Genomic DNA, 22,208 nt, shown 5'->3' on the forward strand with positions numbered 1-22,208 from the left:
TATTTGGCAAAAAAAATTACGGCCTGCAAATTTGTCCGCTAAATTTTTCACGGAACAAATTTTGCCACCATCTGCACAAAAAATTTTTGATGGAAAATATTCTGACAGCGCCATTTAAAACAAAATATGAAACCGCGCCCTTCGAGGAGGTAAAAACCTCTGATTTCCTGCCTGCATTCCGGCATTTAATTAAAATATCTGAGGGGGAGATTCAGCAAATCGCGGGCAACCCGGAGCCGCCCACATTTGCCAACACCATAGAGGCACTGGCCTACTCCGGGCAGCAGCTGGACAGGGTATCCAGCCTGTTCTTCAACCTGAGCTCCGCAGAGACCAGCGACGAAATTGAGGAAATAGCCCAGGAAGTATCCCCGATGCTTTCAGAGTTTTCCTCCAAAATTTCCCAAAATGAAGAGCTTTTCAGCAGAATTAAATCCGTTTATGACAATAGGGCGAGCTTAAAACTTTCGGGCGAGCAGGAGATGCTGCTGGAAGACACCTACCTGGGCTTCGTTCGCAGCGGAGCCCTCCTGGACGAAGAGGGCAAGAAAAAACTTGAGGACATCGACAAGGAACTCTCCACCAAAACCCTCCAGTTTGGGCAGAATGTGCTGGCGGCTACCAACGCCTATTTTCGGCATATCACGGAAAAAAGTGAGCTGGAAGGCATCCCCGAGAGCATAATGCAGCAATATGCCGAGGAGGCGCAGCGGCGCGGGCTGGATGGCTTTGTAATCACGCTGAAATCGCCAAGCTACCTCCCGCTGATGACATATGCCAAAAACCGCCAGCTCCGCAAAGAAATAGCCCTGGCGAGCGGAAGACGCGCCTTTGATAATTCGGAAAGGGATAATCAGAAACTGATCCGCGAAATTATCACATTGAGAAATAATGAAGCTCAGCTTTTAGGATATGATAATTACGCTGATTTCATTCTCGAAGAAAGAATGGCAAAAAGCACGGCAAAAGTTTATGAATTTCTTAATGAATTACTCGAAAAAGCAAGGCCATTTGCAGAAAAGGAAATCGCCGAACTAAAGAAAATGGCAGCCGCCGAAGGCATCAGCGAAATGCAAAGCTACGATCATGCTTACTTTGCGGAGAAACTTCGCAAAGAAAAATTTGATATAGACGACGAGGAGCTGCGCCCGTATTTTGAGCTGGAAAGTGTGCAGGAGGCAGTCTTCGGACTTGCGGGGACACTTTTCGGCCTTAAGTTTAAACAAAGCAGCGGATATCAAAAGTATCACCCTGATATTCAGGTATTTGAAGTCTATGATGAAAGGGACGATACCGAGTTGGTGGCTATCCTTTATACAGATTATTTTCCGCGGGAAGGTAAGCAGGCCGGCGCCTGGATGACGAACTATAAAGACCAGTGGCAGAAGGATGGAGAAAATTCCCGGCCGCATATTTCCATTGTCTGCAATTTTACGAAGCCAACCGCCGAGCGCCCTAGCCTGCTGACATTTCAGGAGGTCACCACGCTTTTCCACGAGTTTGGTCATGCCCTGCACGGCATATTGGCAAACACGCAGTATCCCGGCCTTTCCGGCACATCCGTAGAATGGGATTTTGTGGAATTGCCAAGTCAATTCCTAGAAAACTACTGCTACGAACCGGAATTCGTGAAGACTTTTGCTAAACATTATCAAACTGGCGAAACCCTTCCCGATGAAAAAATTGAAAAACTCTCAGCTTCCAAGAATTTTATGGAAGGATACCAAACTATGCGGCAGGTAGGTTTCGCATTGTTAGATTTGGCATACCATACCAGGGCAGAGCAAGTGGAAGACATCAAAGCATTTGAGAATGAGATACTTAGGGATCTAAGCCTTTATCCTGAAAATCCCGATACGGCTATGAGCCCTACCTTCTCTCATATTTTCCAGGGCGGCTATGCAGCAGGCTATTATTCCTATAAGTGGGCTGAGGTGTTGGATGCCGATGCATTTTATTATTTTAAAGAAAACGGTATTTTTAATGAAAATATCGCAAACAAGTTTAAGCACCTTCTCTCGCAAGGCGGCACAAAAGATCCGATGGAGCTTTATAAGGAATTTCGGGGGGACGAACCTAAAATTGACAGCCTGCTGAAACGGGCTTTCGGATGATGAAAAACGCAGGCATAGGAGGCTTGCGTTTTTTACTTTATGATGGCGGACAGCGACCAGCGGTGACAATAAGATGCCCGATACCGACTATCACAATGAAATAATTTTATGAAACCTGGCTTTTGCGCATCGAAGCCAGCACGGGGATCGATATAAAGCCCAGCACCACGATGAGGACAAGCTGCATTGTGTGCGAAATGAAGGCATATGCAAGGCCGGCCTTCTCCCCGTCTTCCAGCGCAAGGCCCATAGAGAGGAAAAGCGCCCCGATGCCGATCTTCAGTGCATAGTGAAATGCCCCGATGCCCCCCGATGCGGGAATAATCATCCCGAGCGTGCCTACTACAATGATGTACAGCCCGTCCGCCGGAGAAAGGGTGGAGGTCTCCGGCAAAGCAAAAATTATCAAATATGAAGCAAGGTAATAACAGAGCCAGATTAAGATTGTATAAATTAGGAATTTCCCGGGCTGTTTCAGGCGGAATATGGAGGTAATGCCCTGCCCCAGCCCCCGCGCGATATTGAAAATTTTGTTGAAAAATGAATATTGTGCTAATTTCTGCCGGAAAGCGAAAATTAAAATAAACAATAAAACTATACCGCCGATGACCCAGCGAAACCAGCCGCCACCTTCGCCGGATGCGCGCTTTTCGCTAATGTATCTGCCAAAGGACAGGATGGCGTCGTATTTAAAAATAATGGTGAGCAGCAAAAATAAGAGCAGGCAGCAGAGATCGACGATGCGCTCGAGGATGACGGTTCCGAAAGACTTGTCTGCAGGTACCTGCTCCACGCCGTAGAGTGCCGTAGCCCTGGCGAGCTCCCCGCTGCGCGGAATGGTAAGGTTCATAAGATAGCCGAAAGACAGCGACCATAGGGAGGCTTTTGTGGTGATGCGGTAGCCAAGCGGCTCGAAAAGGAGATTCCAGCGCACCGCGCGGAACCAATAGGCAAGCAAACCAAATACAGCGGATATGCCCACCCAGCGGTAATCTGCGCGGCGAAAATATTCCGCAATCTCCCGAAAATCCAGATCGCGGAAGGCAAGCCACATAAAGAATGCCGCCACGGCGATGGAGAGCACAATGGTAAGGACCGTTTTCAGCAGGTTGGTTTTTCCAGAGGCGGGCATCAGAAGAGCAGGTTGGTTTCTTCGTTCGGGAAGATGATTTTGGGCTGAAAGTCTTTGGCTTCTTCCGGCGTGAGCAGCGCATAGGCGATGATGATGATGACATCCCCGCGCTGTACCCTGCGTGCCGCGGGGCCGTTTAGGCAGATTTCTCCCGACTTCCTTCGCCCTCGGATGACATAGGTATCGAATCGCTCGCCGTTGTTCACATTTACGATTTGTACTTTTTCGCCCGGGATGAGGCCGGCGGCGTCTATCAGGTCCTCGTCTATTGTGATGCTGCCGATATAGTTCAGGTCGGATTCGGTAACACGCACCCGGTGTATTTTGGATTTAAAGACTTCTATTAGCATGGGGCAAAATTAAGCTTTTTGGTTTTGATTTTTCTGAGGCGAGAATTTTGGGGAATCCCTTGCGGCCCCGATAGTAGCGGATACCCCGCAGCGAGGGCGCGGAGCGAAGCGGAGCGCCGAAGCGAGGAGTAGTAGCGGATAGCGGGAATTGCCGCCAAAAAAAAAGACCGGCGGGGTGCCGGCCTTTTCAGAATTTTAAAGGGTTGGTTATTTTTTGATTAGTTTCGTGGAGAAGCTGCCCGCGTCGCACTTTACATTGACAACATAGGAGCCGGAGGTGAGCGCCTGGGTGCTGATTTCGATCTTGTGGGACTGGGCGTTTTTGCCTTCTGCAGCGGTGGTTACGAGCTTGCCGGACATATCGTACACGCTTACCACTACCGTGGAGGGTTTTTTAAGGTTGATGTCCAGAGTGGCGCTGGAGGTTGCAGGATTGGGGTATACGGATACCTTGCCTGCAGCGTCCGGAGATTCTGCCTTCGCCTCTTTTGCGGATAGGGCGCCTACCTGAAGGAAATCTGCCATGATCTGGGTAAGGTAGGTATTGTCGAGCTGCCCTTTTCCGGTGATTCTTCTTGCGAAATCTCCCTGCACATTGTCTTCTGCGCCTACGAATACATCCATCGGGGTGTGGTTACCCGGAGTTCCGCCGGCTAGGTTTCCATTGCCGTTGGTTATTGGGTTGGATGCATAGGCGATGACGATCCTTCTGCCGTTTATGTCTACTTTCGGCCACGGCTCTTCGGTTCTGTTCTGGAATATATAGTTCGTATAGTTCGGGTACCAGCCGTTCGGGCTCGTGGTGCCGAAGTCTATGTCCCCACGCTTTACACCGGCCGGGTTTGCTACGGTAGTTGCTGTAGCGGCTCCGCCAGAGGATGCTTTGGCGCCGTTCTGGCGTGGCCCCATAGCGTAGGTACGGATGTAGGTGCCGTTGTTCTGTGCATTTGCGGCATCGTTCAGACCTACGATCGCTACACCGCCGCACTCATGGTCTGAAGATGAGAAGATTAGCGTTTCTGCTGTGTTATCTGCGAGTAGCTTTCTGCCTTGCGCAATAGCATAATCGAAGGCGAGAACTTCTTTGATCATATAGTCTGATCCGAAAACATCCGTATGGCGCGGAGTATCCGGCGTGGCTCTGTATACAGCCTCGCCACCGCCCATGTAGGATGGTTTGTTGGCATCTACGGTGTATACATTTTTCCCGTTATCAGAAATTACGGAGATACCGCCGCTGTTGGCGTGCTCCAGGTGGTCTATTCTTCCGCCTTCCACCATCAGGAAGAAGCCTTTTTTACCGCCTTTCGCCTGCAAAACTTTGATCGCCATTTCTGTCATTTCAGGAAGGGATGGTTCCCAATCGGCGTTCATCTGGCGATCCTGTTCGTAGTTTACATGGGATGCATTGAAGAGGCCGAGAAGTTTCGCGTTGTTATCAGATTTAAACTTTGAAAGATCCAGGTTCATCAGGGCGTCGCGGCTGTTTACATAAGAATATCCGCGCTGTTTCGCCACTTCCACGAGGTTTACATTATCCACCCTGCGGCCTGCCTGAGCCACGGCTTTTCCGTTTTTATCCATAATCGGATTTCCTTTGGAATCTAGGTACGGGTCGCTGTAGCCTTTCGGAAGGAAGTGCCTTGCTCCGCCCCCCAGCAGTACATCTATCTCCACGCCTTTTTTCGGCTCTGGGAGGATCCAGTCTCTGCCTTCGTTGTAAGGCTTGATTGCGGAGTTGTTAAAAATGTCCTCATACTCCTGCTGGGTGGTGGAAATATATTGAGCAGCGATGTAATCCTCAAGGTCGCGGAACCAGATATGGGATCCGAAGGTAGCCGGAGTAGCGTGGGTGATACGCGTAGTGGTGATAAGCCCCACGGCATAGCCGGCTTTTTTTGCTTTTTCAAGAATAGTCTGTACGGATTCTCCCTTTCCTACATTGAAGGAGATGGCCTCGTTATCCAGCTTACCAGCCTCGCCGGCGGCATAGCAAGATGCGCCAGGTCCGGAGTCCGTAATCCAAGAGTTTAGCGAGTGGGTGGTAAGGGAGCCCTGATATTTTAATTTGTCAATAGCCAGTACATGAAAGTTTGCATCGCTGGTTACGCGCTTGCCTTCAGTACCCTGGCCCATCGCCATCCTTGCCGCTACTTTGGAGGATGTACCGTAGCCATCGCCGATGTACATGATCACTTGCTTTGGCTTCTGTGCAAATGCTACGGCTGCTGCCATAGATGCTGCCACGCAAAATAATTTTGTTTTCATAAATATAGTTTTAGGGGGTTAAGTTTATCAATTACACTGACAAATTTAACCTAAAAGCCAGAGTGTGAAAACAGCCTAATATTAAATTTTTGTTAAATGTAACTCCCATATTTATAGGTATAAGCTATCGGTTTTTTGTTTTTAAACTATGTGATATTTAAAAATAAATTCTTTGTTTTGCGGAGTAAAATTTTAAAAAAATGAGGAAAGCACTAATAAGCATCTCGCTGGCACTTTTAGGCTTGTTTCCGGTTTCTGCCCAGTCTTTCAGTAAAATCCTTTTTAACGGGAAAAAGGAGTATGCAGCTACCGAGCAGGCACTGTTCATAAATAAAAAGGGTAAACTTGATAAGATTGCAGATTTTGGAAGCCCCGCTAATGACGCAATTATCCAGGACAACTTGCTTTGGACAGCTACCGAGAGGGGCATCATAACCTACAGTTTAGCCGATGGCAAGGCAGTATCGCAGCTGCTGAGCGACTTGGATGTGACATCGCTGACAAAGGATTCCAACGGAAAAATCTGGGCGTCCACCAAATTCAGCGGAATATATAAACAATCGGAAAAAAATGACTTTACCCAAGTGCTGAGCGCAGGCGCAGGGTATGTGGTATGTGCCACGCCGGATGGCTTGGTGAATGCGGGCACCAATCTCGGCCTTTACAGCATCAGACCGGACAATACCTTCATCCGCTATGCGGAGGAAGCACACAGCGGCTACGGGCTGCCGGATAATTATGTGGAAAAACTTTTTTCAGACCATCAGTCCAACCTTTGGATCATTATGCCCGATAATATCGCGTTTCGCAAAAGCGGCCAAATGATGGGCGAAATGCCGTCTTTCGCCTTTGTAGGCAGTAAGGAGAACGAAATCTACAACATTCTGAATACCGGCCGCTCAGCATTTCTTTTCATCACGCGGGAGGGCGTACTTTTATTTCCCGAGGCTTCCCTCGCGCACGAGCACCAGGGCGGCGAGGTCTTCAATCAGGAAAACTCCCCGGCTTTTCGCCTAAGTGCCGATAAACTGGGAACGCCGAAGGGCGAGCGAACTGCAAGCATCCTGAATGGCGCCATTCATAAAAATAAACTATATCTTTTTAACGGCACCAGCCTGTGGGCAGTAAATATCCCTGAAATACCAAAATCCGGGAAATTATCTGGAAAATAAATATCGTGAATGTGGATATTATTTGAAATCGTGCTAAAATTCATTCCCTATATTGCACATTTAAAATTAAATCTTAAATTTGTCGCTACAGAAACCATTTAAAACAAACATATTATGAACAAATCTGAACTAATCGAAGCGATTGCACAGGATGCAGAAATCACAAAAGCAGCTGCTAAATCCGCGCTTGAATCTTTCATCAAGCATGTGACGGAGACTCTTTCCCAGGAAAACGGCAAAGTGTCATTGGTAGGTTTCGGAACTTTCTCCGTATCCGAAAGAGCTGCGAGACAGGGCATCAACCCATCTACAAAGCAGCCAATTGAAATTCCTGCTAAAATGGTAGCGAAATTCAAGCCTGGCGCAGAGCTCGCTGAAGCTGTAGATTCTATGAAGAAAAAAAGCACTTCCAAGAAAAAGAAATAAATAATAAATAAAATCCCGCATTATTTGCGGGATTTTATTTTAAGGTGCCAGGCGGTGCACTTTCCAGGAAGTGCCCCCCAAGCTATACAAAATCCTGTCGTGCAGCCGGTTTGGCCTACCCTGCCAAAACTCTGCCTCGTACGGGCGGGCAATGTAGCCGCCCCAGTGGGCGGGCCGGGGGATTTCGCTATTCTCAAATTCAATCTCGTATTTTTTTAAACTAGCCTCCAGGTATTCCCTGCTCGGGATTTCTGTGCTTTGGGGAGAAGCCCACGCGCCCAACTGGCTGCCACGGGGGCGCTCACCGAAGTACCGATCGCTCTCCGCGGGCGAAACTTTTTCCAGACGAGCTTTAAAAATCACCTGCCGCTCCATATCTGGCCAGAAAAAACTTAAACAAGCGAGGGGCGCCTCTGCCAGGGACCTCCCCTTCTTCGATTGATAATTGGTAAAAAATACCAGCCCGCTCTGGTCAAAAGACTTAAGCAAAACTACCCGCGTGCGCGGGCACCCATCCGCATCCAGGGTGGAGAGGCACATCGCATTGGCTTCGGCAATGCCGGAATCCCGCTCCGCCTCCCCGTACCAGGCGGCAAACTGCGCCATAGGATCAGGAAGGATTTCATCTTCTTTTAGCTCAAATTTTTCGTAAACTTGTCTTTTGTCGTGCAGGTTTTTCATCTATTCAAATTTTTGTAAATTCGGAATATGGAATTTTCTTACAAAGGTAAAATTTTAATTTCCGCTCCGGATCTCTCCGGCGATATCTTTTCAAGGGCTGTGGTACTGATGATTGACCACAATGAGCAAGGGGCGTTCGGGCTGATTCTCAACCGGCGCAACGATGAGATCAGCGCGCATATGCGGCAGATTTTCGGTTTCGATGTCGCTGTGTACGAGGGCGGCCCGATGGAGAATGACAAGATTTTTTTTATCGTCCGCGGCGTACCGCTTACGGAAGCATTCCTGAAGGTTGACGAAAATTATTACCTGACCGAGGATGTGGAGGCGATAGCAGCCGAAATAATCAGCGGGAGGCTGAATGCGGAGGATGTGAAGATTTTCTCTGGATACAGCGGCTGGGCAGCAATGCAGCTGGAATCCGAGATCGCGCGCCGTGCCTGGACGGTGGTAGAAGTCTTCAATATGGACTATACCGCGCCGAACGACCAGACGCTCTGGAAGCATATTATGCAGAACCTCGGCGGAGAGTTCCTGCTTTATGCCAACGCTCCCGAAAATGTAATGATGAACTAATCCGTAACGGCAAAGCTGGACTGCCACTCGCGGATCATCTCGGGGAACCTCTCCATCGGGAATTCCTTGCTTCTGATTTTCCGGACGGGCGTGATGCCGCGCTCATCCGAGAAAATAATAATTTCGTCCGCCTTCTGCGATTCAAACGGATTAAATTCAGCCTCAGTAATCAGCGCTATGCTTTTTTTATGCAGAAAAGTAACGAAATTCTCCATCATCGGAGAAATGTAGGCGCCCTCTGCCTGCTTTGGGATTTTTACATCATTGCCCTCCAGGAAGAGGAGATTTCCCCAGATGCTTCGCGCGATCCTTTTATGGGGATTCAAAAGTATTACATCGTCCAGATCATTTTCGCGCGCGTAAATTTCTGCATAAATATTCTCCGGGCAGTGTACACGGAGGCTGCTCAGCAGGCCGGCGTTTACATTTATTTCCTTCAGAATATCCAGCTCTGCCGGCTGCCGAAGATCGAAAATATTCCCCGGCTCCGCGCGGAGCCAGTAGTGGATGTCGGACTTCCAGAGCTTCTCCCCCTCCGCGCGGTACGCGAGAAATGTAATAACGGCATCCGAAATACCGCCGGCGATGATCTTCTCTGAAAACAGATTTTCGAAAAACTCCAGCGTAAAGCCCAGCGGAATGTTCATACGCATCTTGCGCATACTCGCCATCAGGAAGAAATAGCATTCCTCGTGCATTACCAGCCTGCCCTCACGAACGAAAAAATAAGCTTTTACCGCATCCCCAAAGAGAAACGCCCGGTTTGCCGCCTCAAAATTTTCCGGATAAAAATGCCCCTGCATTGTAAAAATAAATGAACGAAAAAAAATCGCTCACTCAAAGATTAATTTTTTTTAAAAAAACTAAGCCGCACCGAGCTTAATCCTCAGATTTTCAATAAGATTTTCCCAATACAGGCGGTTCTCTTCCTCTTCGCCCTCCTCTGCAAAATCTGTAACCATCAGAGCCAAATCCTCCGTGATATCATCTATCACAATGGAAAGCTCGAAAAAGTTCTTGGTGCCCTCGTCCTCCTCCCAGCGGAAGCGCACGAAACTTTCCGGCTTGTAGCGGATCAGCGTCGCTTTTTCCTCGGGCCCGCCATTCCAGCTGAAATAAAAATCATCGCCCTTCTCCGTCACCTCATCTGCGAACCACTCGGAAAGCCCCTCCCCGCTGGCGAGATATTCGTAAAGAATCTCAGACTGGCAGCGCATCGGGAATTCGTACTGCACTTTTTGCTTAGCCATTTTGGACTGTCATTTTTTTCGAGGCGCAATATAAAGATTAATTTTTTGTTTTCCGCAAGGCTCAGGCGGAATTTAATTTTAAATTAAACTTCGCCACCCGGAGGTTCAAACAAATTCCTCATCTAGTACTTCCAGTATGATACGGCAGCCTTCCCGTATCTCATCCTCGCTGATTGTCAGCGGCGGCGAGATCCTCATAAACTCGTTTCGGTACAGCTGCCAAAACACGATGAGCCCCTTCTGCATACATCGCTGCGCCACATTTAGGGTGAATTCCGGGGTGCCGAGATCTACGGCGAGCATCAGCCCCCTGCCGTTGATTTTTTTTATTTTTGGATGTAAGAGCATCTCGCGGAAAAGCGCTTCCTTACGCCCTACCTCATCCATCAGGCCGCTTTCCAGCACTTCTGTAAGCGTGGCGAGGGACGCAGCCGCGATCAGCGGGTTGCCGCCAAATGTGGTGATGTGCCCCAGTTTCGGCGAGTGCGAGAGGGACTGCATAATCTCTGCGGAGGACATAAAGGCGCCCACAGGCACGCCCCCGCCCATGCCTTTGCCCATCACCAGGATGTCCGGCACTATGCCGTAATGCTCGAATGCGAATAGCCTTCCCGTTCTTCCGAAACCCGGCTGGATTTCATCAAGAATCAGGAGGGCGCCCACTTCCTCGCAGCGCTGCTTCAGTTTTCGGAAATAATTTTCTTCTGGTAAAATAAATCCTGCGGCTCCCTGTATGGTTTCTACAATAACGCAGGCAGTTTTCTCGGTAATGTGTTGTAAATCAGAAAGTTTATTAAACTCAATAAAATTTACCATCGGCAGCAGCGGGCGGAATTCTCGCTTATGCACCTCGTTGCCCGCTACAGACAGCGCGCCCTGCGTATTCCCGTGGTAGGCGTCTTTGTAGGCAATGATCTCTTCCCTACCGGTAAATCTTTTCGCGAGCTTCAGCGCGCCGTCTATTGCCTCGGCACCGGAGTTCACGAGGTAAGTGACCTCCAGCGGCGCGGGCGTGGATTCCGCAAGCAGCCTGCAGAGCGCCACCGGCTTCTCCATCGCATACTCGCCATACACCATCGTGTGCAGGTAGCGCTCTGCCTGAGATTTTATGGCGTTGATGATTTTCGGATGGGAGTGCCCAAGGGTGTTGGCGGATACCCCTGCCACGAAGTCCAAATATCTCCCCCCATCCTTTCCGTAGATGTAGCTGCCTTCTGCCCTATCCACTTCAAATGCGGAGGCAAATTGTGTGGTTTGCGCCTGGTATTTGAAAAAATCTTCCTTCATTTTTATCGTTTGTTGCGCTTCGGCTGCTTCGCCTTATTTTTTTCCTGCTCTTTCAGGATTTCCTCCTGAGCTGCCTCGTATAGGGAATCATCAGAGATGTAAATTTCTTCGGGATAGTTGGGACTTTCCAGAAAAATATCCTGCCAGCGGCGCAGGCGGTCCCTGGTATTCCAGCTGAAATCGGGGAAGAATCTCTGCTCTCTGCTGATGAAACTCATCGGGTAAATATCGGTGCTAGCCCCGATGTTGCAGGAGATGATTTGCACAATCCTGCTCTGGAACAGTGCTTCGATGTTGCCGCACGCAGAAATTGCAACGCCGATGCGCTCCATTTCCCTTGTCTTAGAATCCTCATTGTCGGCATAGGTAATTGCCTGTGCGTTGCCAATAGCCGCCGCGGTGTGAATTTCGTTCTGAATGAATTTCAGCGTCATCAGCCTGCCCTTTATTTGATGAAACTCATCTTTTTTACTGAGTGAATCCACCTTTACAATGGCGAAAGCGTTCCCACTGACCTTCACCGAATCGAGGTATTCTCGCTCCAGATCGAAGTACGCCTGGACCTCCTCACCCGTGACCTGCCGCGCCCCGCTCCAGAGCACCGGACTGCCGTGCAGGTGCAGGATTCCATCAGTCTCGTTGAAGGATAGCGAGTCGGTCCTCGCCTGGGCATTAGATTTAAAAAATCTTGCCTGGCGGAAGGCGCGCAGGAAACTTTTCTTCCCTTCGGGGGCAAGTTTCTGGTAGGCGATGATTTTCTGAGCGGAGAAATAGATGGAATCTTTTTCAAGAACCTTCACCGCATAAGGTTTTTCGGTAATAACCGCTGAATCTTTTCGTTCATAAACCTCTCCGAACCCCCCGCGGATGAAGCGCCTTTCTGCAGGATCGTTCAGCAGTACATTGCCCGTGGCGCGGCCGTAGCCAGAGTTCTGATTGTAAAACATTTTATCACCCTTCAGAGTTTTCCCGTTGTAGAAAATGGTGGAATTTTTATTCAGAAAAACCTCCCGGGTATTCATATTGTATTTCCCGCTTTCGGTGTAAACGCGGTTGGCCGGGTTCTGCTTGTTAATGATTGTCGTAGGCCCGAAAATATCGGCAATGTTCGTATTCTGGTTCTGCCGGATGTTGCTGCCCTCCACGATGTACTGGCCATTATCTATATTGATATTTCCAGAAAGATCCACGGTGCGGCTCTCAACAAAGTAAGTAGCTGATTTTGTGTAAGTTACAGCATTATTGGCGAAAATTGTCCCTCCGGAATTGAAGTAAGCGGTATTCGCCGCACGGTCGTAGTAGAGGGTTTCGGTTTTTATGGTCTGTTTCGGGTCGGTCAGCACTACATTTTTTCTTGCGATGCCGCGTTGGGAATTGCCGTCGTACTCCATTTCGCTGGCGGTAATCACAGAGCCGTCAGCATTTTGGAGGCGCACATTCCCTATGGCTTTTACGAAATTCTGATCTTTGTAAAGCACCACCAGATCGGCAAAAAGATCTGATCCTTGATGCGAAAACTGAACATTGCCGGAGAAGTAAGGATTGCCTTCAAACTGCATAGGATCCACGCCAAAGAGGTCGGAATGTATATGCTGGATCTTCTCACTCTCTTTCGGCTGAGGCGGTTTTGAGAAAAAGGGATCCTTGGTAGGCGGATTTTGCCGTACCTGCGCCTGCAATCCGCTGCAAATCAGTAGGATAATGAGCAGGATGCGGCTCATCAGGATTTTTTTGAACCGTAGAAGTAGAGCGAGTGTGCGTGGATATTCACCCCGAACGCCTCCGCTATGGAATCTTTAATCCCCTGGATTCTTGGGTCGCAGAACTCGATGATTTCCAGGATTTCCTTTGCGCCTTCATCCCTGTAAATTACTAAATGATCGTGCTGACGGTCGAAATAAGATTTCTCGTAGGTGCTTGTGGAAGCTTTTTCGCCAAACTGGTGCCTCCTTATCAGCCCCGCATCCAGGAAAATATCTATGGTGTTGTAAATTGTGGCCTTGGATACATGATATTTTTTCTGCAGCATCAGCAGGTACAGGTCGTCCACATTGAAGTGCTGATCCATATTATAAATTTCCTCCAGAATGGTGTAGCGCTCCGGGGTATTGCGCAGCCCCTTTTCCTGAAGGTATTTCCGCAGCACTTCTTTGATCACCGCCTGATCCGTAATCTTCTGATTTTGGTTCATCAAAATATATTTCTACAAATTTATTGTTTTCAGAATAATTTCTGCAGGGCGAAATTTTATACCGAGTGAATCTCCCTCTGGCGGATTTTCTTGGCCACTATATTCTGATCCCAGATGGGCGCAGATTCTACCACCACATTGTGCGGGGATACGCCCCAGGTCTTGAAGTCGTCGCTGCCTATTACCTTCACGAGGTTGTAGATCTTGAGGGTTATCTTTTCCTTCAGCGTCAGCAGCGCATCGCTGATATAGGTATTATCTATCACCACATATTTAAGGTCCGGCGGGATGTTGTGAACCCGCAGCGACGGGTAGCTGCTGCGCGCCGGTATGATGCCCTGCTCCATAAGGTCTTTCAGCACATCATCGAAATAATCGTTAATTCTGCGGTCTATTTTAAACCCAAGGAGGAAATTGACTTTAAAAATGGTGCCCGGCATTATTTCATCCACGGTATATTCAAAAGTGTACGGATCTTCCTGGTTTACTATGCTCAGAATAAAGTAATGATCGGCACGCTTCGGCTGCTTCCGGATGATGGAGTAGATGATTTTCGCATCTACCTCGCCCTCCTTTTTCGCATTGCTGAGGAAGGCAAGGTTGGTGGCGTATTTCGGGATCGTCTCGTCCAGCTTCATATCTTTTATAATGGTGATATATTTGGCCAGCGGTACGAATTTGATGAACTTCATCTTGATTCTGCGCCCGTTGTACCAGGCATACATCGCCAGCGCGATAGAGCCGGCGAGGATTACCGAGATCCATCCCCCGTCAAAGAACTTTATAATATTGGCGCCGAAAAAGCCCAGCTCTATGGCGCTGTACAAAAGGAAAAACAGCAGTACCAGTAGGTTGTTCACACGGCGCTTCAGCAGCCAGAAGGTCAGCAGTATGGTGGTCATAAACATAGTAACGGTGATGGAAAGCCCGTACGCCGCCTCCATTCTGCCGGATTCTTTGAAATATAACACCACAAAAATGCAGGATACCAGCAGCCCCCAATTTATTTTCGGGATGTACATCTGCCCCTTCACACCGGAGGGATAGTTGATTTTCTGATTGGGCCAGAAGCTCAGCGACATCGCTTCGGAAAAAAGCGTGAAAGAGCCCGTGATGAGGGCTTGCGAGGCAATAATAGCCGCCGCAGTAGCCAGCACCACGCCGGGAATGAGCATCCACTCCGGCATTATGCCGAAGAAGGGATTGAGCCCGGTACCGAGCACGGCATCAGGATTTGCCAAAACCCACGCGCCCTGCCCCAGGTAGTTCAATATCAGCATTGTTTTTACAAAAAACCAGCTGACGCGGATGTTTTTCACGCCGCAGTGTCCCAGGTCCGAATACAGCGCCTCCGCGCCCGTCGTACAAAGGAAAACCGCCCCCAGAATCAGGATGGCACTCGGGGAATTTACGATGAGTTTGTAGGCATAATACGGGTTGAAAGCCTTCAGGATTTCAAAATTTTCTATCATATGAATATATCCGAGGACGCCCAACATCAGGAACCACAACATCATCACCGGGCCGAAAAACTTACCGATGAACGATGTCCCGAACTGTTGCACCACGAATATCCCGATGAGTATCCCGATGGTGATGGGCACCACCGGCGTGTGGGGGTTATAGATTTTTAGCCCCTCTATGGCGGACATTACGGTAAGGCTGGGCGTTATTACCCCGTCTGCAATGAGTGCCGATGCTCCGATGATGGCAATCAGATAGAGCCAGCGTTTTTTTAGATTTTTCACCAAGGAGAAAAGCGCGAGTATCCCACCTTCTCCGCGGTTATCCGCCCGGAGCGCGATGAGGACATACTTTACAGTAGTCTGCAGCGTGAGCGTCCAGATGATGCAGGATAGAGCTCCCTCAATGTATTCATTAAACGGGAGGCTTGCGCTTTCCTGGCGGGAATTTACAATCGCCTTCATCACATATAGCGGGGAAGTACCGATATCCCCGAAAACTATACCGAGAGAGACGAGCACGCCAAGGGCGGAGAGCCGGGTGATATCCAGGTGTTTCGAGGATGGGGACATAGCAAAAAAATATGTGCAAAATTAAGCGAATTTCCGGAGTAGCCCAAACGAAAAAACCCGGCGAAGTGCCGGGAAAATAGTTAATAAGTAGCCCTAAGCAGGGAGGTACATCGCTTTTTTGATTTCCTCTTTTACCTTCTCTACCTTAGGGAACCATTCCTCGAAAAGCGGCGCGGAGTAAGGCGCAGGAGCATCTGCCGTTGTAATTCTCTTGATAGGCGCATCCAGATAATCAAACGCTTTTTGCTGTACCATATAGGCGATCTCGGCAGATACGCTTGCAAAAGGCCAGGCTTCTTCCAGGACTACAAGCCGGTTGGTTTTCTTCACCGATTCCAGAACGGTGTCGTAATCCAAAGGGCGAACGGTGCGAAGGTCCACAACTTCTACAGAAATCCCCTCTTTTTCCAGGTCTTCTGCTGCCTGCATCGCCACCTTCATTATTTTGCCAAAGGATACTAAAGTTACATCGCTACCTTCCTTCTTGATGTCCGCCTTTCCAAGCGGTATGTAATATTCTTCCTCCGGAATTTCCATCTTATCGCCGTACATCTGCTCCGATTCCATAAAGATCACGGGGTCATTATCCTGAATGGCGGTTTTCAGAAGGCCTTTCGCATCATAAGGGTTGGAAGGCACTACAACCTTCAGCCCGGGACAATTGGCGTACCAGCTTTCCAGCGCCTGAGAGTGCGTGGCGCCAAGCTGGCCGGCAGAAGCCGTAGGCCCGCGGAAAACAATAGGGCAGCTCCACTGTCCGCCGCTCATTTGGCGGATTTTCGCGGCATTGTTGATTATTTGATCGATGCCGACAAGCGAGAAGTTGAAGGTCATAAATTCCACAATCGGCCTATTGCCGTTCATTGCAGCGCCCACGGAAATTCCCGCAAAACCGAGCTCAGAAATCGGCGTATCGATTATACGCTTCGGCCCGAATTCATCCAGCATCCCTTTGGACGCCTTGTAAGCACCGTTGTACTCCGCCACTTCTTCGCCCATCAAGTATATGGACTCGTCCTTGCGCATTTCCTCGCTCATCGCCTGCGCGATCACTTCCCGGAAAGTATATTCAGCCATCAGTCTTTTAATTTTGAATACAAATTTAAGATTTTAATCTTGGAAAATAATGGACGAGAAGATTAAAAAATATAAGATTTATCAGTTTAAAATATGATGGCAGGGATATTTACAGCTTATTCCAAACCTGCGTACGGCCCAGTGCCGCAACTCCCAAATAGCCGCGAACATTAAGTTTATTACCATCGCGGGATACGGCGCACTTGTAAGTCTTGCCGTTTTGCGGATCTACAATGCTTCCCCCGGTAAATTTATCTCCTTCCTTCTTCAGCCCACGGATGATTTCCATCCCTTCCAGCGGCTTGTTTTTTCGGTCATCCGTACAGTTTACGCAGTTGTTGTTGGCAGGCTTCACCAGCAGTTTCTCGATTTTAGCGTAATACTTCCCGTCAGTCTTTTTAAAAACTTCGACAATTGCTTTCGGCTTGCCGGTTTCATCGTCTACGGTTTGCCACTTACCTTCGATTTGCGCAAATGAAAGTGCTGAGATGAGCATTGCTGAGAATGCAAATACTGATTTTTTCATAATGTATGATGTTAATTGTTAAAAAGTTTCCTGGCGGTAAATGTAGGAAAAAAATTTAAACATAAATTAAACACCTTCATTTTTTTATTGATTCATCTTCGCGACATAAATCAGTCAGTTATTTGAATCAATATTTTTTTTCCCAATTGAGATTCTCGCCGCTGTGGATTCAGAAACTTAAGGGATAGCCTTGTGATGCGGAAATCTTTCTCTGAATTGATTATTTTATAATGTCGGTTGATATCCTCCAGGTGAACTTCATCAGTTAAAAGATAATCACCATACCGAAGATTTTCAGGTATAATGCGCGGCGTATTTCTTTTCGTGTAGAAATCAAACGCCCAGGATTCATCATCCTTCAGCATAAAGATTTTTTCCTTGGGTAAACTTTGGGAATTCACAAATTCTGCCTGTTTCAATGGCCCTTGAAATTGCGTTAAAACCGGATAAAACTGCGAGTTCAAAAACAAATTCATCCCGATGGAAAAAAGCAGCGATGCCTTCAGATATTTTGAGAATAAATTTTCCTTCACGAAAATTCGGTTCAGCAAAATCATCAGCACAAAAACCGACACCATATATAATATAGGCTTTGGAATTCCAGTAAAAATTTCGGTTAATATAAAAATTCCGACTATTCCTGAAAATATCACAACCAATTGAATTTTCCACAAAACTTTTATCAATCTTTGCCGGTTTTCTTTTCGGATTAAAAATAAATAAGCCGCAGTAAAAACCGAAATCACGGGAATCAGTCCGTTGAGATAATGCGGCAGCTTGAATTTGGAAAAACTGAAGAGCAGCATCACCAGCCAAAATCCACCGAGCGTAAGAAATTCCGCGCCTTCCGTTTTTTGGAATTTATTTTTGAAAAACCAAAAAGTGCGCTGAAAAACGCCGCAGTAAAAAAGCAGCGAAAACGGCAGAAATGCCCACAGCAAAGTGTGGAAAAAGAAAAAATAATCCGGCGAAGTTTCCGTAAAACCGCTTGCTGTAAGGCGATTCAAGCTCTGGTTGAACAAAATAAATTTCACGCCTTCTAAACCGAACTGATGATTGTAAGCGAAAACTACGGGGAAAATTCCAACCAAAAATGCAGCGGCAGAAAAGAAAATTTTAGCATTGAAAAATCGCCGCCATTCCCTTGAATAAAGCAGATACGAGAAAATGCACAGCCCGATGATTACCACTGCCATTTGGCCTTTCGTCGAAAAAGCCATCGCCGTTGAAAATCCTGCCAAAGTTGCTGAAGAAATTTTCTGCGTCTGGATGAACTTCACAAACTGCCAGATTGCAAAGGCGATAAAACCTGTGAGAACCGCATCGGTGCGTACATCGTGCGCAGAAAGAATGATGGTTTGCGCCGAAAGAAAAATCAGCGCGGCACAATGGCTTAGATTTTCGTTTCGATAAAGTAAATCTGCCAGCTTCTTTGTGGAAAATGCCGCCATAAAAAGGCAAAGCACCGCAGGAATCCGGTAAGCGAAATGATTTATCCCGAAAAATTTCATCGAAATGGCAGCGAGCCAAAAATGAAGGTGCGGCTTATCCAGGTACGGGTTTTCGCCCTTGTAAATGTTCAGAAAATCGCCACTCAAAGCCATTCTCATCGCCATTGAAGCGTGCTGCGCCGAATCGTTCTGCATCAGCGGAACGAGCATTCCGCAAAGGTAAACCGCTAAAAAGCCAGCGTAAAAAAGCGCGATGCTGCGCCGCGAAAGAATTTTTTGTTCCAAAGTCTTATTTTTGCAGGGCTGCCACAAATTTACTGATTATGGACTTGATGAAATCGTATTCGCTCGTAATCCCGATGTACAACGAACAGGGCAATGCTGCGCCGCTCATCCGGAAAATCCGCGAAGCGATGCAGGGCTTGCGCTACGAACTCATCCTGATAGACGATGCCTCCACCGATGGTACGGTGCAGGAAATCCGTGATGCGGCGGATGAAAACCTGGTGCTCATCGAGCTGAAGAAAAACTACGGCCAAAGCTCCGCAATGATGGCTGGCTTCGATTTTGCAACGGGCGATTACATCATCACCCTGGATGGCGATCTGCAGAACGACCCGAGCGATATTCCTGCAATGGTGGACCTGCTTGAGCGCGGCAACTACGATTTGGTGGTGGGAAAACGGGCTAACCGGCAGGATTCTTCGGTGCGCACCATCCCGTCGAGAATTGCGAATTTCATCATCAAAAATACGACGAAGCTGAACATTTCTGACCAAGGCTGCGCGCTGAAAGTTTTCACGCGGGAAACGGCAAAAGAACTGAACCTATACGGCGAGAACCACCGCTTCATAAGCCTGATGGCCCACCTGAACGGCGCGAAAATTGCGGAAATGCCCGTGAAGCACCACGCAAGGCAGCACGGCGTTTCGAAATACGGAATGAACCGTACCTTCAAGGTAATCAACGATTTACTGCTGGTGCTTTTCAATCAGAAATACCTTTCGAAACCGATTTACCTTTTCGGGAACATCGGGCTTCTTGCGTTTTCGCTGGGTATGCTCATCAACCTTTACCTGCTGATTCTCAAGATTTTAGGTGAACAAATCGGCGGAAGACCGATGCTGATTCTCGGCGTTTTGCTCGTGTTCATCGGCATTCAGTTTTTCACGACGGGTATCATCGTGGATATGCTGATGAAAACTTACTACGAATCCCAGAACAAACGGCCGTTTAACATCCGGAAAATCACAGATTTTGGCAAAGCAGCGCATTAAAAAATCGGCGCTGAATGCCGTGAAAATCCTTGTGAGCCTGGCTTTGTTGTTCTTCGTTTTTCGCAAAATCCCGCTGAAAGACATCACGGATCTTTGGCGGCAGGTGAATTTTTTTTACCTGATTCCTGCGGCCATTTTATTTTTGATTTCGCAAATCATTTCAGCGCTCAGGTTGCAGAAATTCTTTGAAACCGCCGATTTTCCGCTGAGTTTCCACAGCAATCTGAAACTGTATTTCGTAGGAATGTTCTACAATTTTTTCATACCAGGTGGAATTGGTGGTGATGCCTACAAAGTTTTTGCCCTGAACAAAAAATTTGGCTGGAATGCCAAAAGATTGACCGCCGCAATCTTCATCGACAGGTTAATTGGCTTAATCTGCATCTGCCTGATTATCTGCATTTTAGCAATTTTTTTTCTGCCGAAATTTTGGATTTATGAAGTGTTGCTTTTCCTCATCGGCCTGGCAATTTCCTGGTTTTTCATCAAAAAACTTTTCCCGATTCTCAGCGTCAATTTTTGGTCAGGCCTACTGTATTCCGCCGGCGTTCAAGCTTGCCAGTTAATCTGCTTTGCACTTTTGCTAAAAAGCCTCGGCGTTTCCGATGGATACGGCGTTTATTCGCTGGTTTTCCTTCTGAGCTCGGTGCTGAGTTTGATTTCTTTTGCCGGGCTTGGAATTCGCGAAATGCTGTTTCTCCAGGCATCCAAACTCTTCGAATTCTCGCCGGAATTTTCGGTTTCCGCATCGCTGCTTTTCACCATTATTACGGCATTCTTCTCGCTTTTTGGCGTTTACTTTCAGGCAAAAAAATTAAATTTACAGCTGAAATCCGATTGATGAACTTCATCCGAAAAAATCTTGCCAACGCTTTCACGCTGGGAAATCTTTTTTCCGGCTGCATCGGTGCTGTTCACCTTTTCGGCGGCGATTATAGAACGGCGGCGCTTTGCATCGCCATTTCATTGATTCTGGATTTTTTCGACGGCTTTGTGGCAAGGGCAATGAAGGCCAATTCTGAGCTTGGTGTGCAATTAGATTCTTTGGCAGATATGGTAACTTTCGGCTTTTTACCGGGACTCACTATGTACAAAATGCTGGAGCCTTTCGGCAGCGATTTTTTTGGGATGAATGCCGGTTTTGAAATCAAATATCTCGGCTTCTTCATCACGCTTTTCTCGTGTTTAAGGCTTGCGATTTTCAACCTGGATGACGAGCAGAAATTTCACTTCAAAGGCCTGAACACGCCCAGCAACACGCTTTTAATTTTCGGAATTTACCTTGCCAATCAAGAATCCGGAAGCTTTCGGTTTTTAACGGAAAACCCTGCACTTTTACTGCTGCTTACCTTACTCAGCAGTTGGCTCTTAGTTAGCCCGGTGAAGATGCTTTCGCTGAAATTCAAGTCGATGAAAATTCGGGATAATGTCTCGAAAATTGTTTTAGCAACTGGCGCCATCCTTCTTCTCGCACTTTTCGGCATCACGGGAATTCCGCTCGTCATCGTGTTTTACATCTTCACATCGCTGCTTTACCAAAACCAAATTTGAGATTTTGAACCTTAAACTTTAAACCTTAATGAACCTAAAACTCCACAGGCCGCTGTGCACCTTCGATTTGGAAACTACCGGAAACAACATCGGCAAAGACCGCATTGTGGAAATCTGCATCCTGAAAGTAAACCCGGACAGTTCACGCGAAATGAAAACCTGGCGGGTAAATCCGGAAATGTATATTCCTGCGGAAGCTACTGAAATTCACGGCATTACGAACGACGATGTGAAGGATGCACCGACTTTTCGCGAAATTGCGCCGAAGATTGTGGAGATGATTTCCGGCAGCGATTTGGCAGGCTTCAATTCCAACAGGTTTGATGTGCCGCTTCTTGCGGAAGAATTGCTTCGCGCAGGCTATGATTTCGATTTGAGCAAGCATAGACTGGTGGATGCACAAACGATTTTTCACAAAATGGAACCGCGAAATCTTTCGGCGGCATTCCGGTTTTACTGTGGAAAAGAGCTGGTAAACGCACACTCTGCGGAAGCCGATGTGCAGGCAACTTTCGAAATCCTGGATGCACAGGTTGGGCATTATCCTGATCTGCCGAAGGATGTGAATGCGCTCAGCGAATTCTCGCACCATCAGAAATTTGCCGACCTTGCCGGAATGATACATTTCGACAAAGCTGGGCAGGAAATTTTTGCGTTCGGGAAATACAAAGGGATGAGGGTGAAGGATATTTTCACGAAAGACCCGGGCTATTTTGGCTGGCTGCAAAACGCTGATTTCCCGCTATATACTAAGAAGATTTTCACCAAAATTCAGCTGCGAAGCAAGTTTTGAGAAAAAGGAAACAGAGTTGGATATTTTTAATTTTCAATTCTTAAATTATT

General features: G+C 47.7%; 21 protein-coding genes. 8 read left to right on the forward strand and 13 right to left on the reverse strand.

What is annotated here, in order from left to right; all coding sequences use genetic code 11:
- The first annotated feature begins 89 nt into the window (after positions 1-89).
- Positions 90-2,114: a M3 family metallopeptidase gene (locus tag BUB43_RS07485; protein ID WP_073179782.1), complete on the forward strand. Its 2,025-nt coding sequence runs from the start codon at positions 90-92 to the stop codon at positions 2,112-2,114.
- 106 nt (positions 2,115-2,220) lie between these two features.
- On the opposite strand, the gene BUB43_RS07490 is transcribed toward BUB43_RS07485, so the two are convergent.
- The 3 genes from BUB43_RS07490 to BUB43_RS07500 form a co-directional block, all read right to left on the reverse strand.
- Positions 2,221-3,246 carry a lysylphosphatidylglycerol synthase transmembrane domain-containing protein gene (locus BUB43_RS07490; protein WP_073179784.1) on the reverse strand — a complete coding sequence of 342 codons (1,026 nt, stop codon included), beginning with the start codon at positions 3,244-3,246 and terminating at the stop codon, positions 2,221-2,223.
- The gene (panD, locus tag BUB43_RS07495) at positions 3,246-3,596 is read right to left on the reverse strand and encodes an aspartate 1-decarboxylase (RefSeq protein ID WP_073179786.1); all 351 of its coding nucleotides are present in this window, start codon (positions 3,594-3,596) and stop codon (positions 3,246-3,248) included. The genes BUB43_RS07490 and panD overlap by 1 nt, the downstream gene beginning before the upstream one ends.
- A gap of 207 nt (positions 3,597-3,803) precedes the next feature.
- Positions 3,804-5,864, reverse strand: a complete 2,061-nt coding sequence (locus BUB43_RS07500) for an alkaline phosphatase (protein ID WP_083541210.1) — start codon at positions 5,862-5,864, stop codon at positions 3,804-3,806.
- Positions 5,865-6,064: 200 nt separating this feature from the next.
- On the opposite strand from BUB43_RS07500, the gene BUB43_RS07505 reads away from it, so the two are divergent.
- Both BUB43_RS07505 and BUB43_RS07510 read left to right on the forward strand, forming a co-directional pair.
- The gene (locus BUB43_RS07505; RefSeq protein WP_073179790.1) at positions 6,065-7,036 is read left to right on the forward strand and encodes a two-component regulator propeller domain-containing protein; all 972 of its coding nucleotides are present in this window, start codon (positions 6,065-6,067) and stop codon (positions 7,034-7,036) included.
- 114 nt (positions 7,037-7,150) lie between these two features.
- Positions 7,151-7,462 carry an HU family DNA-binding protein gene (locus BUB43_RS07510; RefSeq protein ID WP_073179791.1) on the forward strand — a complete coding sequence of 104 codons (312 nt, stop codon included), beginning with the start codon at positions 7,151-7,153 and terminating at the stop codon, positions 7,460-7,462.
- 39 nt (positions 7,463-7,501) lie between these two features.
- Here the strand turns inward: BUB43_RS07510 and pdxH are convergent, their stop codons facing one another.
- On the reverse strand, positions 7,502-8,143 hold the full coding sequence (pdxH, locus tag BUB43_RS07515) for a pyridoxamine 5'-phosphate oxidase (RefSeq protein ID WP_073179793.1): 642 nt from the start codon (positions 8,141-8,143) through the stop codon (positions 7,502-7,504).
- A 27-nt stretch (positions 8,144-8,170) separates the two neighbouring features.
- Here pdxH and BUB43_RS07520 point away from each other — a divergent pair, with 27 nt between their 5' ends.
- Positions 8,171-8,719, forward strand: a complete 549-nt coding sequence (locus BUB43_RS07520; RefSeq protein WP_073179795.1) for a YqgE/AlgH family protein — start codon at positions 8,171-8,173, stop codon at positions 8,717-8,719.
- Here BUB43_RS07520 and BUB43_RS07525 read toward each other — a convergent pair.
- The 9 genes from BUB43_RS07525 to BUB43_RS07565 all read right to left on the reverse strand — a co-directional run bounded on the left by BUB43_RS07525 (position 8,716) and on the right by BUB43_RS07565 (position 18,822).
- On the reverse strand, positions 8,716-9,522 hold the full coding sequence (locus BUB43_RS07525) for an aminotransferase class IV (protein WP_073179797.1): 807 nt from the start codon (positions 9,520-9,522) through the stop codon (positions 8,716-8,718). The genes BUB43_RS07520 and BUB43_RS07525 overlap by 4 nt on opposite strands.
- Positions 9,523-9,582: 60 nt before the next feature.
- Positions 9,583-9,969 (reverse strand): START-like domain-containing protein, encoded by a 387-nt coding sequence (locus tag BUB43_RS07530; protein WP_073179799.1) that lies wholly within the window; start codon positions 9,967-9,969, stop codon positions 9,583-9,585.
- Between the two features lie 105 nt (positions 9,970-10,074).
- A complete protein-coding gene (locus tag BUB43_RS07535) occupies positions 10,075-11,256 on the reverse strand; it encodes an aspartate aminotransferase family protein (protein ID WP_073179801.1) in 1,182 nt (393 codons plus the stop codon).
- 2 nt (positions 11,257-11,258) lie between these two features.
- On the reverse strand, positions 11,259-12,977 hold the full coding sequence (locus tag BUB43_RS07540) for an OstA-like protein (RefSeq protein WP_073179803.1): 1,719 nt from the start codon (positions 12,975-12,977) through the stop codon (positions 11,259-11,261).
- Positions 12,977-13,447, reverse strand: a complete 471-nt coding sequence (locus tag BUB43_RS07545; RefSeq protein ID WP_073179805.1) for a Fur family transcriptional regulator — start codon at positions 13,445-13,447, stop codon at positions 12,977-12,979. Before BUB43_RS07545 ends, BUB43_RS07540 begins: the two co-directional genes overlap by 1 nt.
- A gap of 56 nt (positions 13,448-13,503) precedes the next feature.
- On the reverse strand, positions 13,504-15,483 hold the full coding sequence (locus BUB43_RS07550) for a KUP/HAK/KT family potassium transporter (protein WP_073179806.1): 1,980 nt from the start codon (positions 15,481-15,483) through the stop codon (positions 13,504-13,506).
- Between the two features lie 93 nt (positions 15,484-15,576).
- Entirely contained in the window at positions 15,577-16,560 is a 984-nt protein-coding gene (locus tag BUB43_RS07555; protein WP_073179808.1) for a pyruvate dehydrogenase complex E1 component subunit beta, read from the reverse strand.
- Positions 16,561-16,669: 109 nt separating this feature from the next.
- Positions 16,670-17,086 carry a DUF2147 domain-containing protein gene (locus BUB43_RS07560; protein WP_073179810.1) on the reverse strand — a complete coding sequence of 139 codons (417 nt, stop codon included), beginning with the start codon at positions 17,084-17,086 and terminating at the stop codon, positions 16,670-16,672.
- Positions 17,087-17,196: 110 nt separating this feature from the next.
- Positions 17,197-18,822 carry an ArnT family glycosyltransferase gene (locus BUB43_RS07565; protein WP_083541211.1) on the reverse strand — a complete coding sequence of 542 codons (1,626 nt, stop codon included), beginning with the start codon at positions 18,820-18,822 and terminating at the stop codon, positions 17,197-17,199.
- Positions 18,823-18,860: 38 nt separating this feature from the next.
- Here BUB43_RS07565 and BUB43_RS07570 point away from each other — a divergent pair, with 38 nt between their 5' ends.
- The 4 genes from BUB43_RS07570 to BUB43_RS07585 are packed head-to-tail and all read left to right on the forward strand — an operon-like array spanning position 18,861 to position 22,158.
- Positions 18,861-19,814: a glycosyltransferase family 2 protein gene (locus tag BUB43_RS07570; protein WP_073179812.1), complete on the forward strand. Its 954-nt coding sequence runs from the start codon at positions 18,861-18,863 to the stop codon at positions 19,812-19,814.
- Entirely contained in the window at positions 19,795-20,655 is an 861-nt protein-coding gene (locus BUB43_RS07575; protein ID WP_073179814.1) for a lysylphosphatidylglycerol synthase transmembrane domain-containing protein, read from the forward strand. The genes BUB43_RS07570 and BUB43_RS07575 overlap by 20 nt, the downstream gene beginning before the upstream one ends.
- Positions 20,655-21,365 (forward strand): CDP-alcohol phosphatidyltransferase family protein, encoded by a 711-nt coding sequence (locus BUB43_RS07580; protein ID WP_073179816.1) that lies wholly within the window; start codon positions 20,655-20,657, stop codon positions 21,363-21,365. Before BUB43_RS07575 ends, BUB43_RS07580 begins: the two co-directional genes overlap by 1 nt.
- Before the next feature lie 28 nt (positions 21,366-21,393).
- Entirely contained in the window at positions 21,394-22,158 is a 765-nt protein-coding gene (locus BUB43_RS07585; protein ID WP_073179818.1) for a 3'-5' exonuclease, read from the forward strand.
- Positions 22,159-22,208: the final 50 nt, after the last annotated feature.

It is taken from the genome of Cruoricaptor ignavus (assembly GCF_900141665.1).
Classification (GTDB): domain Bacteria; phylum Bacteroidota; class Bacteroidia; order Flavobacteriales; family Weeksellaceae; genus Cruoricaptor; species Cruoricaptor ignavus.

Excerpts from the sequence above, each read along its gene's own strand:
- BUB43_RS07520 (WP_073179795.1), top strand. The coding sequence starts at position 8,171 with ATGGAATTTTCTTACAAAGGTAAAATTTTAATTTCCGCTCCGGATCTC.
- BUB43_RS07550 (WP_073179806.1), bottom strand. The coding sequence starts at position 15,483 with ATGTCCCCATCCTCGAAACACCTGGATATCACCCGGCTCTCCGCCCTT.
- BUB43_RS07490 (WP_073179784.1), bottom strand. The coding sequence starts at position 3,246 with ATGCCCGCCTCTGGAAAAACCAACCTGCTGAAAACGGTCCTTACCATT.
- BUB43_RS07570 (WP_073179812.1), top strand. The coding sequence starts at position 18,861 with ATGGACTTGATGAAATCGTATTCGCTCGTAATCCCGATGTACAACGAA.
- pdxH (WP_073179793.1), bottom strand. The coding sequence starts at position 8,143 with ATGAAAAACCTGCACGACAAAAGACAAGTTTACGAAAAATTTGAGCTA.
- BUB43_RS07485 (WP_073179782.1), top strand. The coding sequence starts at position 90 with ATGGAAAATATTCTGACAGCGCCATTTAAAACAAAATATGAAACCGCG.
- BUB43_RS07545 (WP_073179805.1), bottom strand. The coding sequence starts at position 13,447 with ATGAACCAAAATCAGAAGATTACGGATCAGGCGGTGATCAAAGAAGTG.
- BUB43_RS07585 (WP_073179818.1), top strand. The coding sequence starts at position 21,394 with ATGAACCTAAAACTCCACAGGCCGCTGTGCACCTTCGATTTGGAAACT.
- BUB43_RS07540 (WP_073179803.1), bottom strand. The coding sequence starts at position 12,977 with ATGAGCCGCATCCTGCTCATTATCCTACTGATTTGCAGCGGATTGCAG.
- BUB43_RS07535 (WP_073179801.1), bottom strand. The coding sequence starts at position 11,256 with ATGAAGGAAGATTTTTTCAAATACCAGGCGCAAACCACACAATTTGCC.
- BUB43_RS07560 (WP_073179810.1), bottom strand. The coding sequence starts at position 17,086 with ATGAAAAAATCAGTATTTGCATTCTCAGCAATGCTCATCTCAGCACTT.
- BUB43_RS07505 (WP_073179790.1), top strand. The coding sequence starts at position 6,065 with ATGAGGAAAGCACTAATAAGCATCTCGCTGGCACTTTTAGGCTTGTTT.
- BUB43_RS07510 (WP_073179791.1), top strand. The coding sequence starts at position 7,151 with ATGAACAAATCTGAACTAATCGAAGCGATTGCACAGGATGCAGAAATC.
- BUB43_RS07530 (WP_073179799.1), bottom strand. The coding sequence starts at position 9,969 with ATGGCTAAGCAAAAAGTGCAGTACGAATTCCCGATGCGCTGCCAGTCT.
- BUB43_RS07580 (WP_073179816.1), top strand. The coding sequence starts at position 20,655 with ATGAACTTCATCCGAAAAAATCTTGCCAACGCTTTCACGCTGGGAAAT.
- BUB43_RS07525 (WP_073179797.1), bottom strand. The coding sequence starts at position 9,522 with ATGCAGGGGCATTTTTATCCGGAAAATTTTGAGGCGGCAAACCGGGCG.
- BUB43_RS07555 (WP_073179808.1), bottom strand. The coding sequence starts at position 16,560 with ATGGCTGAATATACTTTCCGGGAAGTGATCGCGCAGGCGATGAGCGAG.
- BUB43_RS07500 (WP_083541210.1), bottom strand. The coding sequence starts at position 5,864 with ATGAAAACAAAATTATTTTGCGTGGCAGCATCTATGGCAGCAGCCGTA.
- panD (WP_073179786.1), bottom strand. The coding sequence starts at position 3,596 with ATGCTAATAGAAGTCTTTAAATCCAAAATACACCGGGTGCGTGTTACC.